Below are 14,750 nucleotides of genomic sequence, written 5' to 3'. Positions count from 1 at the left end.
CAGGCCTCAGGCCTCAGGCATCAGGCATCAGGCCTGATGGGCTGAGGCTTGAGGCCTTCTTGCAGCGTTCTTGTTGCAGCGTGCTTATTGCTTCTTTTCCGACTTGCTTTCGTAGCGCTTGCTCCACTCCGTCAGGATGCGATCACGGTTGGTGCTGGCCCAGGTGAAGTCGTTCTTGATCAGGCGCTTTTCGTAATCGGCCGGCAGCAGTTCGTCCGGCTTGGCCACACCCGGGATGGCGACCACGGCGAAGTTCTTTTCATAGAGGGCCATGGCGTCCTTGCTGGCGGAGAAATCGGCCAGCTTCTTGGCCGCTTCCAGGTGCTTGCTGCCCTTGACGATGGCGGTGGCTTCGATGTCCCAGCCCAGGCCTTCGGCCGGCAGGATGACGTCGATAGGGGCGCCTTCCTTCTTGGTCTTCACGGCGCGGTATTCGAAGGCGATGCCGATCGGGAATTCACCGGTGGCCGCCTGCTTGCAGGGCTTGGAGCCGGAGTGGGTGTACTGGCCGATGTTCTTGTGCAGGGCGTCCATGTAGGCCCAGCCCTTGTCTTCACCCATCATCTGCAGCCAGGCCGAGACGTCCAGGTAGCCGGTGCCGGAGGAAGCCGGGTTGGGCATGACGATCTTGCCGGCATAGACCGGCTTGGTCAGGTCGGCCCAGGAAGTCGGCTTGGGCAGGCCCTGCTTTTGCGCTTCCACGGTGTTGAAGCAGATGGCCGAGGCCCACACGTCCATGCCGACCCAGGCCGGCGGATTGGCGGCGCTGCGGTACTTGCCGTCGATGGCCGACAGGCCTTGCGGAGCGTACGGTGTCAGCATGCCTTCCTTGTCCAGCAGGGCCAGGCTGGTGGCGGCCAGGCCCCAGATCACGTCCGCTTGCGGATTGGCCTTCTCGGCCAGCAGCTTGGCGGTGACGATGCCGGTGGAGTCGCGCACCCATTTGATTTCGATGTCCGGATTGGCCTTCTGGAAGGCGGCCTGATAGGCCTTGATCTGGTCGGCTTCGAGGGCGGTGTAGACGGTCAGCGTGGTGGCCGCGTGCACGGCCGGTGCCGCCAACAGCATGCCGGCGCCGATCACCGATGCGAGCAGGGAAAACAGCTTGGTTTTTTTCATGATGGCCTTCGTCTGTGAATGGCTGGGTTGAAAAAGCGTCGGAAACGCGAGGGTAAAAAAGTGCGAGGGTAAAAAACGGCCAGGCTAAGAACTTGTGTCAGCGGGCGCGCCCACGGCGCCAGGCCTGGGCTCGCGCCAGCCAGCGGCTGCCGGCCAGATGCATCAGCAGCGCGGCGGCGGCCGAGGTGAGCAGGATCAGGGTGGACATGGCGGCAGCCGGGCCGACATCACCGGCGTCGTCCATGTTCAGTACCGCTACCGAGGCCAGCACGGTGTCCGGGCGGTACAGGAAGATCACCGCCGACACCGTGGTCATCGAGGAAACGAACAGGTAGCGGAAGATTTCCAGCATCTGCGGCAGGCACAGCGGCACGGTCACGCGCAGGAAGGTCTTGAGCAAAGGCACCTTCAGCGACAGCGATGCCGCCTCGAATTCCGGATCGAGCTGCTTGAGCGCGGTGACGGCCGTGAGGTGGGCCGTGGTGTAGAAGTGCACGATGGAGCAGAGCACCAGCAAGCTCATCGTCCCATACAGGAAATTGAAGGGATTGGCCGGGTGATTGAAGAACAGCAGGCTGCCCAGGCCCAGCACCAGCCCCGGTACCGCCATCGGCAGGAAGCACAGCATGCGCAGCAGTGGCGACAGCCAGGCCTGGCCACGGGTCTTTTCCATCAGCCAGGCGCCGCTGAAGATCACCACGGTGCCGACCACGCTGGTGCCGCAGGCCAGTTTCAGGCTGTTGAAATAGGCCAGCCAGCCGCCGCCGTCCATGTTGTCGAAGTCGTAGTGTTGCAGCGTCAGTTGCAGGTTGTAGGGCCACAGCTTGACCAGCGAGGCAGCCATGGCCACCACGATCATGAGCAGGATGGCGGTCGCGATCAAGGCCACGGCCAGCAGGTTCACGCCATCGCGATGCCAGTCGGGGCGCGGCACATAGACCTCGGAGCGGCTGCTCATGTTGGCCCGCTGGCGGCGCTGCAGCCAGCCATCCACGGCGAAGGTCAGCAGCGCCGGCACCAGCAGCAGCAAGCCGATCAGCGCGCCACGTCCGAACTGCTGCTGGCCGACCACCGCCTTGTACGCTTCCACGGCCAGTACGCTATAGGCGCCGCCGGTGATCTTGGGCACGCCGAAGTCGGTGATGGTGAGGGTAAAGACCAGGCACAGCGCGCCGAAGATGCCATAGCGCGTGGCCGGCAGGGTCACCGTGCGGAAGATGCGCCAGCGCGAGGCCCCCATGGCATGGGCGGCGTCGTAGAGGCGTCCGTCGGCCTGCGACAAGGCGGACAGGAGAATCATCATGGCGTGCGGGAAGGTGTAGAACACTTCACCCAGCAAGATGCCCCAGAAGCCATAGATGCTGCCGTCCATCCATTCCTTGAACAGCCCCTGATTGCCGAACAGGTAGATCAGCGCGATGCCCGGCAGCAGCGACGGCGCCAGCAGCGGCAACAGGCCGATCCCGCGCCACAGGCCCTTGAAGGGGATGCAGGTACGCTGCAAGGCGTAGGCAAAGACATAGGCCAGCGGCACCGTGACCACGGCGGTCATGGCCGCGACCCACAGGCTGCGGCCCAGCAGGGGCAGGAAATTGATGTTGGAAAACAGCGCCATCAGCGGCCCGGCGCCGGCCCATGTGCCATCGGGCTGCAGCACGGCCTGCATCAGGATGAACACCAGCGGTCCGCCCAGGCCGATCAGCAGCACGGCCAGCAACAGCCACTTCAGTCCGGCCAGCAGGCCCTGGCTGCGATCGGCCGTGCTCATGGGCAGGGCCTGGGCGGGCTGCACGGGTTGGGCAGATGGTTCGATCGTCATGGTGGACGAGGAAAGGGAGGAGGGCATGCTCATCGGAGATTCAGGCAAACACGTGCAGGGCCTGACGCGGCAGGGCCACCCACAGGGCGTCATTGACGGGCAGGGCGGCCAGACGCTCATGGGCCTGACCGCTGACATCGGCCAGCAGGGTCTGGCCCGGCAGTGCATCGGCGGTCAATGCCAGGCGGTAGCGGTTGCCCAGGTAGATGCGGTCGGTCACCCGTGCCTGGAACCGGTTGGCGGTGGCGTCGGTGGCGAACAGTTCGACCGATTCCGGGCGGCAGAACAGGCGGCCGCTGGGCAGTTCCGCTTCCTCGGCCTGGATTTCCAGGCGCAGCCCGCCCACCGCGACCTGAGAACCCGAGATGCGGGTGAAGGGCAGCCAGTTGGCATGGCCGATGAAGTCCGCCACGAAGGGCGTGGCCGGGCGCCGGTAGATCTCGGCGGGCGTGCCGAACTGCTCGATGCGGCCGTGTTGCATGACGGCGATGCGGTCGGCCATGACCATGGCTTCTTCCTGGTCGTGGGTGACCATCAAGGTGGTAATGCCGAACTGCTTTTGCAGACGACGGATTTCCAGTTGCAGGTGTTCTCGCACCTGGGCATCCAGGGCCGACAGCGGCTCGTCCAGCAGCAGCAGCGACGGCGACGGCGCCAGTGCACGCGCCAGCGCCACCCGTTGCTGCTGGCCGCCGGACAACTGGCCGGGATACTTGGCCTGGCTGCCGGCCAGTCCGACCATGTCCAGCATGGCCGCAACCCGTTCCTGGCGTGCTTCGCGCTTCATGCCGGTGAGGCCATAGGCGACGTTATCGGCTACGGTCAGGTTGGGAAACAAGGCATAGGACTGGAACAGGATGCCGTAGTCGCGGGCTTGTGGCGGCAAGTGCGAGATATCGCGTCCGCCGGCATGGAGCTGGCCGGCATCCTGGCGTTCCAGACCGGCGATGGTGCGCAGCAAGGTGGTCTTGCCGCAACCTGACGGCCCCAGCAGGCAGACCATTTCGCCCCGGCGCACTTCCAGCGAGACCCGATCCAGCGCGGTGAAGGCGCCGAAGCGCTTTTCGATGTTGTGCACGGCCAGGAAGCCGGTGTCACGGTCGCTATCCTGCTGCGGGTCCTGGCAGGGCGGCAGCGCAAGCGCGGCGGAGGAAGAATTCTGGATCATCTCGGAAGTGGTCTCGCTAGCTCGCGGTGTTGCCCAAACACAGCGCCCGTGCGGATTTGCGGGGCGTGGCCGGGGGTGGAAAGCATGCGGATGGTACGGTGAAAATATGACTGCTGGATGACACCCCCTGCTGTGATAACGGGCCGGAATCCCTGCTATAGGTTCAAGCTATGGATGGCGACCCGGGCTCTCGCCGGCAGGGAATCGGGCAGGTGTTTTGCTGTCCAATCCTTCATTGACGATAGGCTTTGCGTGAAGCAAGATCGTTCATATGTGCTCAGGAGACCAGAATGAATACAAGCATCAAGCCCCCGCGACCGTGGCGGTCGCCCCGCCGGCTTGCCCGCCGGCTGGCCATGTCGGGCTTGGGCGTGGCGGCCATGCTGGCGGCCTGCTCGGCACCGGAAAGTACCCAGGAAACCCGCGACGAGCTGGCGCGTACCCTGATCGAGCAAAAGAAGACCACCGAGGATGGCACCTCGATAGCCACGACGGTGGATGGCTACAAGGTGGACCTGGCCAAGCGCATTTCGCAGGTCAATTTCACCAGTGTCTACGTGGAAAGGCCGCAGGCCTTGCTGCGCTCGGTGATCGTGATCAAGTACATCGTCGACGGCGATGGCAATCTGCTCAAAAGTGAAATCCTGCGCAGCAACCGCGACAAGCACGCCGAAGCCAGCGCCCTGGGCAGCCTGAAGACGGCCGCCCCCTTTCCCAAGCCGCCACCGGCGCTGTTGAAGCAGGGCCGCATCGAACTTTCGGAAAGCTGGCTGTTCAACAATGACGGTCGTTTCCAGCTGCGCAGCGTGGCCCTGGCCCAGATGGACCGCTAGCGGGGCCACCAGGGGGCAAAGATGCCTCAGGGCATTGGCATGTGTATAATGTCGCGCGAGCACGACGGTGTGCGTTGTGCGTCCCGGGCCTGAAGGCCTGCGCCGGATCAGGGCGAACGCGAGTTCGCCTTTTTTATTATCTGCGGACGTTGCAGCGGCAGTCCTCGCTGACCTTCATTGACCAGATCGTTTATTGATTGGCTATTCATGTTTGATTTCATTCGTACTCACCAGCGCCTGATGCAGTTCCTGCTGCTGCTGTTCATCTTCCCGTCGTTCGCCTTCTTCGGCCTGGAGGGCTATAGCCGCCTGACCGACGACAGCGGCGTGGCCAAGGTGGCCGGCCAGACCATCACCAAGGAAGAATGGGACGCTGCGCACCGCCAGCAGCTGGAGCGCATGCGCCAGGTGTATGGCAACCAGTTCGATAGCAAGATCTTCGATAGCCCGCAGGCGCGTCGCGCCATCCTGGACAACCTGATCGCCCAGCGCGCCCTGGGTGCCGAAGTGGTGGCCAACAAGCTGGTGGTGCCGGACCAGGTGCTGCAGCAGAGCATCCTGCAGATCCCTGGCCTGACCAAGCCGGACGGCAGCTTCGACAATGAACAGTACCGCGTGCTGCTGGCAGCCCAGGGCATGAACCCCAAGTCCTATGAAGCCAGTCTGCGCCGTGAAATGGCTGTGCAGCAGTTGAATGCCGCGATCCAGAGCACCGCCTTCGCCCCCCGTAGCGTGGCCGAGAACCTGTCGAACCTGAACGATCAGGAACGCACGGTGCAGATGCTCAACTTCAAGCCGGACAGCTATGCCGCCCAGGTCAAGGTAAGCGACGACATGCTCAAGGCCTATTACGACAAGAACGGCGCCCGCTTCGAGACCCCGGAGCAGGCCGACATCGAATACGTGGTGCTGGACGCCGCCGCCGTGGCCGCCCAGGCTGCCGTCACCGACGACGACATCAAGGCCTACTACGAGCAGAACCAGAAGCAGTACGCCACCGAAGAACAGCGTCGCGCCAGCCACATCCTGATCACCGTCAAGAAGGATGCCCCGGCAGCCGAGAAGGCTGCCGCCAAGGCCAAGGCCGACGGTCTGGTGGCGCAACTGCGCAAGAATCCGGGCGACTTCGCCAAGCTGGCCAAGGCCAATTCGCAGGACCCCGGTTCGGCTGAAAACGGTGGCGACCTGGGCTACTTTGCCAAGGGCGCCATGGTCAAACCCTTCGAAGATGCCGCCTTCAGCCTCAAGCAGGGCGAGATCAGCGATCCGGTGGAATCCGACTTCGGCTATCACGTGATCGAAGTGACCGGCATCAAGCCGGCCGCCGTCAAGCCGCTGGAATCGGTCAAGGCCGAGATCGGCGCCGAGATCAAGAAGCAGATCGCCGCCAAGAAGTATTCGGAAATGGCCGACCAGTTCAACAACCTGGTCTATGAAAATGGTGACAGCCTCAAGGCCGTCTCCGACAAGCTCAAGCTGAAGATCCAGACCGCCACCGGCGTGACCCGCATCCCCAACCCGGCCGCTGGCCCGCTGCCATACAACAATGCCAAGTTCCTGACGGCGCTGTTTACCGACGACGTGATCAAGGCCAAGCACAATACCGAAGCTGTGCAGACTGCCCCCAACACCCTGGTGGCTGGCCGCATGACCGGCTACAAGCCGGTCGCCAAGCGTCCCTTCGAGGAGGTCAAGGCCGATGTGCAGAAGGCCGTGCTGCAGCAGGAGGAGCAGGCATTGGCCGTCAAGGCCGGGCAGGAACGCCTGGTACAGCTGCAGGCCAAGGATGACGCCAGCGGTTTCAGCGATGCCAAGGTGGTTTCACGCGTGAAGTCCGACGGCTGGACCCAGGAAGCCTTCAATGCCGTCATGAAGGCCGATACCGCCAAGCTGCCGGCCTACGTCGGCGCTGAAACCCAGGGCCTGGGCTACCAGATCTACCGCGTCACCAAGGTGGAACAGCCCAAGACGGTCGACACCGCCCGCCGCAAGGCCGAGCAGGAACAGATCGCGGCCGCCTTGTCGCAACAGGAAGCCCTGGCTTACCTGGACTATCTGCGCGAAAAGGCCAAGACCAAACTGCTCAAGGGTGCCGCTGCGGTCAGCGCGGATGACGCTGCAAAGTAATCCCGCTCATCCAGCCTGACCCCTGGCGGGGCAAGCGCGCACCGGGATCGTGAATCGGAGCGCAGTCCCGCCCTGTTACGGGGAGTTGTCGGCATGTCTGCCACAATTTACTAAAATATTTATCGAGGCCGCTTTTCCAGCGGCCTTTTTTGTTTCATCATGGACACTGGTGCAGCCTGCAAGCGGGATGTACGAGAGAGTCGGGTTCGGGGATGGGCCTTTTTCTTGTGCGTAGGGTTTTTGCCAGCCTTTGTCAGATTCTGTCAGCCTTTGCCGGCTTTTCACTGAGTGAGAAAATGCACATATTGTGCTGACGAAGTGAAAATCATGTCATCCGCATGCAATCTTGCGCCGTTTCCGGAATAAACGGCTGCCGTAAAGTTGTCGCTGCCTCCAGTCGAAGTTCGAAGGCTTCGCTCGGTGTGTTTCCCACAAGGAATGCTTCCGATGCCATGTCTTACCCTGAATACCGACCACGTTTTTATGCCTGCCCCAGTCCTGATCATCCAAACCGGCGACGCCAATCCTGCCCTCAAGACCAACTACGGTGGTTATGCCGACCAGATCGGTTGCGCCGCCGGTCTGTGCCACAGCGAAATCGAAGTCGTCACCGTCTATGAAGGGCAGCGCCCGTCTTGCCCGCGCACCTACCGGGCGGTCTTCATCACCGGTTCGCCGGCCATGGTGACCGACAAGGAAGACTGGAGCGAACGCACCGCCGAATGGATACGCGACGCCGCCGACCTGGATACGCCGATGTTCGGTATCTGCTACGGCCACCAGTTGCTAACCCATGCCTTTGGCGGTGAAGTCGGCTACAACCCGGCCGGCCGGGCCGCCGGTACCATGCACGTGGAAACACTGGAATGCTGCCGTCAGGATGAATTGCTGGGCGTGCTGCCGGAGGCCTTCCCGGCGCACATGCTGCACATGCAGTCGGTGCTGCGTCCGCCCAAGGACGCCATCGTCATGGCCCGTTCGCCGATGGACCCGCACCATGTGATCAAGCACAAGCACAACGTCTACTCGACCCAGTTCCACCCGGAGTTTTCGCCCGAGTTCGTGCGCGCCCACCTGCGCTACTACACCGACATCTACCGTGGCTGCGGCATCGACGCCCAGGCCCTGTGCGAGAAGGTCAGTGCAACCCCGCAGTCGACCGGGCTGCTGCGACGCTTCCTGGACCTGTACGCGCGCCATTGAGGCGTAGCTGTCCGGTTCTTCTGCTGGATGAACGAAGCCCCTGCGCCGGTGACGGCGGCAGGGGCTTCGGCTTTCAGGGCGGGGGATTTACTTCTTGCCCAACAGCGGTTTCAGGTGCGGCCAGACATTGTCCAGCAGCTTGGGCTGGGCTTGTTCGTTGGGGTGGATGCGGTCGGCCTGGAACAGCGACAGGTCGGCCGCAATGCCCTCGAAGAAGAATGGCACCAGCGCCACCTTGTTGGCCTTGGCCAGGTCCTGGTACATCGCGGCGAAACGGTGCGTGTAGTCGGGGCCGTAATTGGGTGGAATCTGCATGCCGATCAGCAGCACCTTGGCCTTTTGCTGGCGGGCCAGGTCGATCATGGCCTGCAGGTTGTCCTGGCTGGTCTTGAGCGGCAGGCCACGCAGGGCGTCGTTGGCGCCCAGCTCGATGACCAGGATCTCCGGCTGGTGTTGCGTCATCAGCGCTGGCAGGCGATTGCGCCCGCCGATGGTGGTGTCGCCGCTGATGCTGGCGTTGACCACCCGCAGTTCCGATTTGTCCTGCTGCAGCCGTTGCTGCAGCAACCCGGTCCAGCCGGTGCTGCGTTGCAGGCCATATTCGGCCGACAGGCTGTCACCGAGCACGAGCAGGTTTTTTGGGGCAGAATAAGCGCTCGCCGTCGCCAGCACCAGGGCGACGCCCGCCAGTAGCCGCAGCAGCCAGCCCAGTACGCTGGTGCGCGCCGCGCCCCTCCCGGACCCCCTTGCCTGATTGCCCTGCATGCCTGCTTCCCTTCCCGATACTGATACCGATACCGCACAATCCGCCGTCGTTGCAGCCATTGAAGTCCTTCAGTTATCCAAACATGTTGCCGATGTCGCCGCGCCCGGTGGGCGTTTGACCATCTTGAGCGACATCGATTTTACCGTGGCCGCCGGTACCACGGTGGCCATCGTCGGCGCCTCCGGCTCCGGCAAGTCCACCTTGCTGGGCCTGCTGGCTGGACTGGATACCCCCAGCGAAGGTTCCGTGCGGCTCGATGGCGAAGACATCTACGCCCTCGATGAAGACGGCCGGGCGTTGCTGCGCAAGCGCAAGCTGGGCTTCGTGTTCCAGTCCTTCCAGTTGCTCGGGCACTTGAACGCCCTGGAAAACGTGATGCTGCCGCTGGAGCTGCGTGGCGACGGCCAGGCCCGCGCCAAGGCCGAGCAGATGCTGGGCCGGGTCGGCCTGGGCAGCCGCCTGAAGCACTATCCCAAGTACCTCTCCGGGGGCGAGCAGCAGCGCGTGGCCCTGGCCCGCGCCTTCGTTACCGAACCGCCGCTGCTGTTCGCCGACGAGCCCACCGGCAGCCTGGATGCGGCCACCGGTGAATCGGTCATCCAGTTGATGTTCGAATTGAATCGCGAACGCGGTTCTACCCTGGTGCTGGTGACCCACGACAACGGCATCGCCGCGCGTTGTGAGCGCACCCTGACCATTGCGGCCGGACGCCTGCTCTGAGCCTGCTCAGACCGCTTCCATCGGATCGGCCGGCGGCAGCGGATGGGCGCGTTTGTGCTCGATATAGGCGATGCCGATCCCGCTGGCGCAGATGATGGCGATGCCCAGCACCGTGATGCTGTCAGGGAATTGCCCGAATACCAGCCAGCCCATGCCCGAGGCCGAGATGATCTGGGCATAGAAGAAGGGCGTCAGCACCGAGGCTTCGGCATGCCGGTAGGCGGTGTTCTGCAGGAAGTGGCCGATGGTACTGGTGATGCCGGTAGAGACCAGGATCGCCATTTCGATGGCCGTGGGCGTATGGGCGCTCCAGAAGAAGGGCACCATCAGCGTCGACAGCACGCTGCCCACCAGCGCCCCGTAGAACAGCGTCACCATGGGATTGTCGGCCTGGCTGGCCTTGCGGTTGAGGATGGACATGAATGCCATCGTCAGTGCCGACACCAGCCCCAGCGCGACCCCATGCGGTGGAATGTCGCCACTGGGGCGGATCACGATCAGCATGCCCGTAAAACCGACCAGCACCGCGATCCAGCGCGAGAGATAGCTGCGTTCGCCCAGCAGCCAGGGCGAGATTGCCAGCACGATCAGCGGTGCACAGAAATTCATCGCCGTGCCTTCGGCCAGTGGGACGATCTTCAGTACCGAAAAGAAAATCAGCGTCGATGCCAGTAACAGCGCGCCGCGCCCCAGTTGCAGTCCGAGCCGGTTGGACTGCAGGATGCTGCGTCCGTGCCGGCGCCGGTACAGCGGTGCCAGGGTGACGGCCATGAACAGCAGGTTGATGGTGTAACGCATCCAGGCAATCATCACCACGTGATAGCCGGCCAGGGCCAGCAGCTTGCCTGCGGTGTCCAGCAGCGACAGCGTCCACAGCCCGGCGATGAGGAACAGGATGCCCAGTTTATGACTGGGGGCGATGCGGGGATGCGGCAGGACGGCGCTGGACATGGTCTCGAATGATCTGGTTGAACACCGCCCGGATGGCCGGTATGAATTCGCTTGCGGTCAGTCCCACTGGCCCCAGCCCTGCGGCTACCAGCTGGTCGGCGGCGGTGCCGTGGATCCAGGTGGCCGCCAGGGCGGCGGCGCGGGTCGGCCAGCCTTGCGCCAGCAGCGCACCGCACAGGCCGGAGAGCACGTCGCCGGTGCCGGCGGTGGACAGGGCAGGATTGCCGCTGGGGTTGATGAGGATCTCGCCATCGGGGAAGGCAATCACCGTCCCCGCACCCTTGAGCAGGGTGATGGCGTTGAACTGGCGGGCCAGCAGGCGCGCTGCCTGCGGGCGGTCCTGCTGGATCTGCTGGGTACTGCTATCGAGCAGGCGGGCTGCCTCCAGCGGGTGCGGCGTGATGATGCTGGTGATCTCGGCACCGTCCTGGTGGCGCCGGTGCAGCTTGTGCTGCAGGGCCGGTTCGGCCGAGATCAGGTTCAGGGCGTCGGCGTCGATGACGATGTCGGCTTCGCTGTCCAGCGCACGCGCCAGGATGTCATGCGCATGGCGCGAGGTACCCATGCCGGGACCGATCACCAGCGCCGCGCTGGCGCCGAACTCGACCCGGTCGGCCAGGCGGAACATCAGTTCCGGATGTTTGTCGTCATAGGCCGGACCTTCATCGACGAAGGCCACATAGACCCGACCGGCGCCGCCGAAGGCCGCCGTGCGGGCGGCCAGCACCGGTGCACCGGCCATGCCGCGGGCGCCACCGACCACGATCACGTCACCATAGCTGCCCTTGTGACTGTTGTTGGCACGCGGCTTGAGCGCGGTGGCGAAGCACTGCGGCCCGTTGAGGAAGGCGCGGGTAGGCGGAAAGTGGGCAGCATCGATCTCCAGCGGCTCCACCACGATATGGCCGCTATGGTCGCTGCCGTCACAGGTGTGCAGACCCGGCTTGTCGGCGATGAAGGTGATGGTATGTGTGGCTTGGACTGCCACACCCTCACGCCCACCAACGATGCTGCCGGTATCGGCATCCAGGCCGCTGGGGACGTCGATGGACAGCACCGGGCAACGCAGGCTGTTGATGTAATTGATGATGGGCCGCAGCCGGGGGCCTGGCGGGCGCGCCAGGCCAAGCCCGAACAGGCCGTCGATCACCAGGGCCCAGGATTGGGCGCGTAGCGCGGTGTCGCTCAAGTCCTCGATGAACTGGATTTCGGCTTCGCGCACACGGGCCAGCGCGCGCCGCGCATCGTCGGGCTGGCGGCTTTCATCGGCATGCAATTGCACGCTGACTTCGATACCGGCTTCTTCCAGCAGGCAGGCTGCTTCCAGCGCATCGCCGCCATTGTTGCCGGGGCCAGCCAGTACCAGCACCGATGGCGAGGACACCGTGGCCGAGCACAGCAATTGCTGCGCCAGCTCGGCAATGGCGGCGCCGGCACGTTGCATCAGGGTGTAAGGGGGCAGGGCGGACAGGGCCTGTTGTTCGACTTGGCGGATCTCGGCAACGGAGTGGAGCGCGCTCATGATCGTGGTCGCTGGTGCATTCGTTGGACAGCTGGATGGATGAAGTGAAGCTCAGGCAGGGCGCAGCAGTGCCACGAAGGGCAGCTTGCGTCGGCCGTCAGGCAGGATGCCGGCGCAACGGTGTCGATTTTAAGTGAATTAGGGTCTTGGCGCAGAACCGTCTCAGATGAAAAAAATCCAGTGCGCTGGAATGAACCCCGGTGGTCGCGACCTAGGCGCTGACCAGGACGTCGTGAAAAGTTGGCGTGGCCGCTGGATTTTTTTGGGGGGGCGTCTCTGTGCTCTGCCTTGCAGCAAAGGTCGGCCTGTTGGGCCTGACGTTGGTCGGGGTTGCAAAAGGTTGCAAAGGGTTGCATAGTGATGCGCAGTAAAACCCTGATATCAAGGAGCTGATATGGCAATTGCAATGAAACTTTCGGATGAGCTGGTCGATATGGCGAAGCCTCGCGCAGCCGCTGAACACCGCTCTGTGCCAAAGCAGATTGAATACTGGGCACGTCTGGGCAAGGCTGTCGAAGACAATCCCGATCTGCCTGTTCAGTTCATCAAAAACACCTTGGTGGCGGTGGCGGAGGCTGACGCCGGCCAACTTTCCGAATATCGCTTTGGGGTGTGATGGTGTTGAGTATTCTCAGCACCCCCTCGTTTGATCGTGTCGTCAAGAGAATGCGCGCGAGAGACAAAAAGGTGATTGACCAGGCCGTCATGGCGATTGCGACCGATCCAGCCATCGGGGAAGGAAAAAAGGGCGATCTGGCAGGGGTATTCGTCTACAAGTTCAAGGGCAACAAGCAAGAAACCTTGCTGGCGTATCGCTTGCAACCGAACAAGAAGAGCCCGCAGGAAGTGGTGTTGCTAAGCCTTGGCTCGCATGAAAATTTCTACGACGCCATGAAGCGCTAAACCTCGTTCTGGCGCGGTCAGCCCAGCAGATCGCGTGGCAGCAGTCCGTCGGTCGGAATTTGCGGTTCCTCGCCGGCCATCAGGTCGCTCAGCAGGCGTGCCGATCCCACCGTGGCGGCCCAGCCCGCGGCACCGTGACCGACATTGACGAAGACATTGCCCTGGCGCGTCGGACCCAGTACCGGCAGGCCGTGCGGCAGCAGGGCCATGGTATTGCTCCAGAAATGGGCCTGGTTGTAGTTGGCGGCATTGGGGTAGTAGTCGCCGGCGATCTTGAGCAGGTTGCGCAGGGCCTTGGGCGGCAGCGTCTGCGATGGCGGCACGAAGCCCAGCAGGCCGCTGATGCGGATGCGCCCGCCCAGGCGCGTCATGGCGACCTTGTAGCTGTCGTCATAGAGGGCCATGCTGGGCGCGTCATCCGGATTCTTGACCGGCACCAGCGCCGAATAGCTCTGCAGCGCCCGTAAGGGCAGCACGGTATCGAGCGGCTGCAGCAGTTGGGCGCTGGACATGCCGGCGGCCACCACCACCGCATCGACCTGCATGTGCGAGGCCAGGTGGGGTGACTCCAGCAGCAAGGACACGCGGCCGCCGAAGTCGGCGCTCAAGGTCCTGACGGTCGAATCGAAATGGAAGCGCACGCCCAGCTCCTGGGCAGCGTTGCGCATCTGCTTGGCAAACAGCACGCAATTGCCGGCCATGTCGTCGGGGTAGTAGAGCGCGCCAGCCAGCTTCGCCTCCGAGGAAAAGGCCGGCTCCAGGGTGCGGATCGCCGCCGCATCCAGGGCCTGGTGCTTGAACTCGCATTGCTGGGCGGCTTCCTGCAGATGCGGCAGGCGCGCCGCCTCGGCCGGCTGGCGGAACAGGTGCAGCACGCCGCTGCCGTTTTCATGCTCCATGTTGTGGTGCGCCTGCAATTGCAGCGTCAGGCCCTGGCCGTAGGCGGACAGGCGCGACAGGCGCAGCTTGTTTTCGGCGAACGCGTGCTGTTGGGCCTGGCGCGTCTGGCGCATCCAGCGGCTTCGGCCGAAGTCGGCGCCCGGGGCCAGCAACACCCGCGGCTCGTCCTGGAACCGGCAGGCAAAGGTGGCCATGGCGCCAGGCAGGGTCAAGGGCATGGCGGCCCCCGGTGCCAGCAGGCCGGAGTCGCCGAAGGTGGCTTCCTCGGCGACGTGCGCGCGGCGCTCGATGACCGCTACCTGGTAGCCCTTGGCAGCCAGGAAGTAGGCGCTGCAAATCCCGGAAAGTCCCCCGCCGATGACGGCGATCTGTCGATGTGTGCTGTTCACTCTGTTCGTCTTGGAAGCGGCCGGGCCGCTGTGGTCATGGTCATCGGTTCTGCCTTCGGGTGCGCCGTGGGCTGTCTGCTGTCGGGGGCAGCCTTGTTGTGGAGCGGGGCCACGGGCCGTTTCCGATGCGGGCCGAATGATACCGCGAAATTTCCTTGTCGTTCGGATATTGCCGCAATGCCACATTCTTTCTATCACCATGAGGCAATCCGCTCACTCCCAAGGACAACGCACGGCGCCCGGGGAGCGATGACACGCTTGCCCCCAAGGGTGACGGACGACACAGGTGCCGGCCAGGCCGACTGCTCGCTTTGCTTGGGACGGGGAACG

Annotated in this window: 13 protein-coding genes; 6 read left to right on the top strand and 7 right to left on the bottom strand. The window is 63.7% G+C overall.

Annotated elements, in window-relative coordinates:
* Nucleotides 1-84: 84 nt before the first annotated feature.
* The 3 genes from I5R65_RS02060 to I5R65_RS02050 all read right to left on the bottom strand — a co-directional run bounded on the left by I5R65_RS02060 (nucleotide 85) and on the right by I5R65_RS02050 (nucleotide 4,106).
* On the bottom strand, nucleotides 85-1,068 hold the full coding sequence (locus I5R65_RS02060) for a putative 2-aminoethylphosphonate ABC transporter substrate-binding protein (protein WP_370546059.1): 984 nt from the start codon (nucleotides 1,066-1,068) through the stop codon (nucleotides 85-87).
* Nucleotides 1,069-1,216: 148 nt separating this feature from the next.
* On the bottom strand, nucleotides 1,217-2,938 hold the full coding sequence (locus tag I5R65_RS02055) for a putative 2-aminoethylphosphonate ABC transporter permease subunit (RefSeq protein ID WP_370546057.1): 1,722 nt from the start codon (nucleotides 2,936-2,938) through the stop codon (nucleotides 1,217-1,219).
* A gap of 40 nt (nucleotides 2,939-2,978) precedes the next feature.
* Nucleotides 2,979-4,106, bottom strand: a complete 1,128-nt coding sequence (locus I5R65_RS02050) for a putative 2-aminoethylphosphonate ABC transporter ATP-binding protein (RefSeq protein ID WP_231395034.1) — start codon at nucleotides 4,104-4,106, stop codon at nucleotides 2,979-2,981.
* A gap of 290 nt (nucleotides 4,107-4,396) precedes the next feature.
* On the opposite strand from I5R65_RS02050, the gene I5R65_RS02045 reads away from it, so the two are divergent.
* The 3 genes from I5R65_RS02045 to I5R65_RS02035 all read left to right on the top strand — a co-directional run bounded on the left by I5R65_RS02045 (nucleotide 4,397) and on the right by I5R65_RS02035 (nucleotide 8,269).
* Nucleotides 4,397-4,939: a hypothetical protein gene (locus I5R65_RS02045; protein ID WP_196872061.1), complete on the top strand. Its 543-nt coding sequence runs from the start codon at nucleotides 4,397-4,399 to the stop codon at nucleotides 4,937-4,939.
* A gap of 207 nt (nucleotides 4,940-5,146) precedes the next feature.
* Nucleotides 5,147-7,066, top strand: coding sequence for a SurA N-terminal domain-containing protein (locus I5R65_RS02040; RefSeq protein WP_196872060.1), 1,920 nt, complete (start codon nucleotides 5,147-5,149; stop codon nucleotides 7,064-7,066).
* Nucleotides 7,067-7,549: 483 nt separating this feature from the next.
* The gene (locus tag I5R65_RS02035; RefSeq protein ID WP_196872059.1) at nucleotides 7,550-8,269 is read left to right on the top strand and encodes a glutamine amidotransferase; all 720 of its coding nucleotides are present in this window, start codon (nucleotides 7,550-7,552) and stop codon (nucleotides 8,267-8,269) included.
* Nucleotides 8,270-8,356: 87 nt separating this feature from the next.
* On the opposite strand, the gene I5R65_RS02030 is transcribed toward I5R65_RS02035, so the two are convergent.
* Nucleotides 8,357-9,034, bottom strand: coding sequence for an arylesterase (locus I5R65_RS02030; protein ID WP_305037788.1), 678 nt, complete (start codon nucleotides 9,032-9,034; stop codon nucleotides 8,357-8,359).
* On the opposite strand from I5R65_RS02030, the gene I5R65_RS02025 reads away from it, so the two are divergent.
* Nucleotides 9,033-9,755 carry an ABC transporter ATP-binding protein gene (locus tag I5R65_RS02025; RefSeq protein WP_039876274.1) on the top strand — a complete coding sequence of 241 codons (723 nt, stop codon included), beginning with the start codon at nucleotides 9,033-9,035 and terminating at the stop codon, nucleotides 9,753-9,755. The genes I5R65_RS02030 and I5R65_RS02025 overlap by 2 nt on opposite strands.
* Nucleotides 9,756-9,761: 6 nt before the next feature.
* Here I5R65_RS02025 and I5R65_RS02020 read toward each other — a convergent pair whose 3' ends face one another.
* The gene (locus I5R65_RS02020) at nucleotides 9,762-10,706 is read right to left on the bottom strand and encodes a DMT family transporter (RefSeq protein WP_196872058.1); all 945 of its coding nucleotides are present in this window, start codon (nucleotides 10,704-10,706) and stop codon (nucleotides 9,762-9,764) included.
* Complete coding sequence (locus tag I5R65_RS02015) at nucleotides 10,660-12,228, bottom strand: NAD(P)H-hydrate dehydratase (RefSeq protein ID WP_196872057.1); 1,569 nt, start codon at nucleotides 12,226-12,228, stop codon at nucleotides 10,660-10,662. Before I5R65_RS02015 ends, I5R65_RS02020 begins: the two co-directional genes overlap by 47 nt.
* Nucleotides 12,229-12,622: 394 nt before the next feature.
* Here I5R65_RS02015 and I5R65_RS02010 point away from each other — a divergent pair, with 394 nt between their 5' ends.
* Nucleotides 12,623-12,844: a hypothetical protein gene (locus tag I5R65_RS02010; protein WP_196872056.1), complete on the top strand. Its 222-nt coding sequence runs from the start codon at nucleotides 12,623-12,625 to the stop codon at nucleotides 12,842-12,844.
* Nucleotides 12,844-13,131 (top strand): type II toxin-antitoxin system RelE/ParE family toxin, encoded by a 288-nt coding sequence (locus I5R65_RS02005; RefSeq protein WP_196872055.1) that lies wholly within the window; start codon nucleotides 12,844-12,846, stop codon nucleotides 13,129-13,131. The genes I5R65_RS02010 and I5R65_RS02005 overlap by 1 nt, the downstream gene beginning before the upstream one ends.
* A gap of 17 nt (nucleotides 13,132-13,148) precedes the next feature.
* Here I5R65_RS02005 and I5R65_RS02000 read toward each other — a convergent pair whose 3' ends face one another.
* Complete coding sequence (locus tag I5R65_RS02000) at nucleotides 13,149-14,420, bottom strand: FAD-dependent oxidoreductase (RefSeq protein ID WP_196872054.1); 1,272 nt, start codon at nucleotides 14,418-14,420, stop codon at nucleotides 13,149-13,151.
* Nucleotides 14,421-14,750: the final 330 nt, after the last annotated feature.

Source organism: Herbaspirillum sp. AP02 (genome assembly GCF_015767275.1).
Lineage (GTDB): Bacteria > Pseudomonadota > Gammaproteobacteria > Burkholderiales > Burkholderiaceae_D > Herbaspirillum.
This window is presented reverse-complemented; position numbering and strand designations above follow the sequence as displayed.